Origin of the sequence: Longimicrobium sp. (genome assembly GCF_036554565.1) — a bacterium.
Taxonomy (GTDB): Bacteria; Gemmatimonadota; Gemmatimonadetes; order Longimicrobiales; family Longimicrobiaceae; genus Longimicrobium.
On record NZ_DATBNB010000151.1, the window covers coordinates 1 to 1,856 of the forward strand.

Genomic DNA, 1,856 nt, shown 5'->3' on the forward strand with positions numbered 1-1,856 from the left:
GCCGCCACGTCCACGGCGGCCGTGAGCGCGTTGATGCGGCGGAACCGGGGTTCGTTCGAGGCGAAGTAGATGCCGTCCTCCCCCTTCGTTGCCCCGTCGATCGCGAAGTGGAAGAGCGACGCGAACGCCATCTCGAACAGCAGCGTCGCACGGATCGCATCCAGGTGCCGCCGCGCGATCCCATCCGCCGGCCCGCCGCGGCCGCCTCGCCCCAGCGCCACCGTGATCAGCGCCAGATCGAGCGCGTCGTGTCCGACGCCATATGCCACCCGCCACGAGTGCGTGCGATAGAGCAGCCACATCTCCGCGGATCCACGCGCCACGAAGCTCATCAGGTGCGCCTGCAGCGCCGCCCGCGCGCCGGGCGACAGGTCGTGACGGCGCAGGAGCGCGCCCGGGATCACGAACCAGGAGACCAGCGTGTAGTTCAGCCACAGCGTCTTGGGGAGCGAGATGGGCCCGCCCACCCGCTTGCCTCGGTTCTGCTTGCGCGCAAAGGCAAACACCGCCGCCGTCACCCCACCCGCTATCCACACCCAGGCCGGAATTCGCCGCGGCACGCTCATCCCGCTACCGGCGCTTCTCGCGCCGTGGCGGCGGGCGTGGTGAGGCCGATGGGGCGATCGTCCATCCGCGCCGAGGCGCGCACGAAGCGCGCAACGAAGCCCAGGTACGAGCGCCCGCCGACCGCGCGCGGCATCCGGTGCCACACCAGCTGGTGCACGCGCTTCAGGTTGTAGCTGGGCACCTCGGGAAAGAGGTGGTGCTCCAGGTGGTAGTTCTCGTTGCGAAGAAAGAACGCGACCACGGGGTGCGCCTGGATGGAGCGGCTGGCCAGGAACGGGTCGGCGGCGTCGGTAATGCCGTGAGCCGCCAGCGAGCGGACGTTCACCATCAGCCCCGCCGGGATGATCGGAAGCAGCCACGCGTGCACGAGCACCTGTGCCGGGACGATCCACGCCAGGAGCGCGTAGACCACGCCCAGCACCGCGTACTCCTGCACGATGCGGCGGCGGTCGCGCGGCGTGCCCTTCCGGAACGCCATCACGGGAATCGCCAGGATGTATACGAACGCGCCCAGGAACAGCCGCACGTAGTGCATCGCCCAGACGACGCGCGGGTTGCAGCTGTAGTTGCGGTAGTCGTCGGGATCTCGCGGATCGCCGAGGTAGATGTGGTGCCGCTCGTGAAGCACCTGGTACGCGCTGAACGAGATCAGCGACGCGCTGCCCAGCGCTACGGACGCCCAGCGGTTCAGGCGCCGGCCGCGGAAGAGCGAGTGGTGGATGCCGTCGTGCAGCAGCAGCAGGCAGACGTGGATGGTGAGCGCCGCCAGCAGCGTTCCCGCCGCCCGCAACGCCCAGTGCGCCGCGGATGGCGGCAGCGCCAACCCCCACATCACCAGCGCGCCACCCGCCATCCACAGCGCGCCGAACGTAGCCAGCTCACCCAGCCGCTTGCGCGCGTCCGGCTGCCGAAGCGCCGCGAGCTGCGCCTCGACACCCCCCGAGATCGTCGCCCGCGCCGCGGCGGTGGCGCGCGCGGCCTGGTTGGGGCCGTGGTCCACCTCTCCGCGTACCGCGGCGCGCTCCGAGGCCAGCTCTTCTCGATCCATCGTGACGTTCACGGAAAGAACCACGCGAGCAGCCCCGCCTGGGCGACGAGCACGGCGGCATTCAGCCCGTTGCGCGCCGGCGCCACCCCGAACGCCGCGCGCAGCGTTCCCGCCGATGCCAGCCGCGAGGCCGCGCGCACGCTCTGCAGGAGGATGGCGGCCGCGATTACGGAGCGGTGCCCCGCCGGGTCGATCGCCGCGCGCGCCAGCAGAAAGCCGAACGCGAGCGCATACAGCCCCA

3 protein-coding genes are annotated in these 1,856 nt (G+C 71.2%); all 3 read right to left on the reverse strand.

Annotated elements, in window-relative coordinates:
- Positions 1 to 566, reverse strand: a 566-nt coding sequence (locus VIB55_RS04080; protein ID WP_331875393.1) for a hypothetical protein, incomplete at its 3' end; no start/stop codon positions are given.
- Entirely contained in the window at positions 563 to 1,615 is a 1,053-nt protein-coding gene (locus VIB55_RS04085) for a fatty acid desaturase (RefSeq protein WP_331875394.1), read from the reverse strand. The genes VIB55_RS04085 and VIB55_RS04080, both read right to left, overlap by 4 nt.
- A gap of 8 nt (positions 1,616 to 1,623) precedes the next feature.
- Positions 1,624 to 1,856: hypothetical protein (locus VIB55_RS04090; RefSeq protein WP_331875395.1), on the reverse strand; the 233-nt coding region annotated here is incomplete at its 5' end.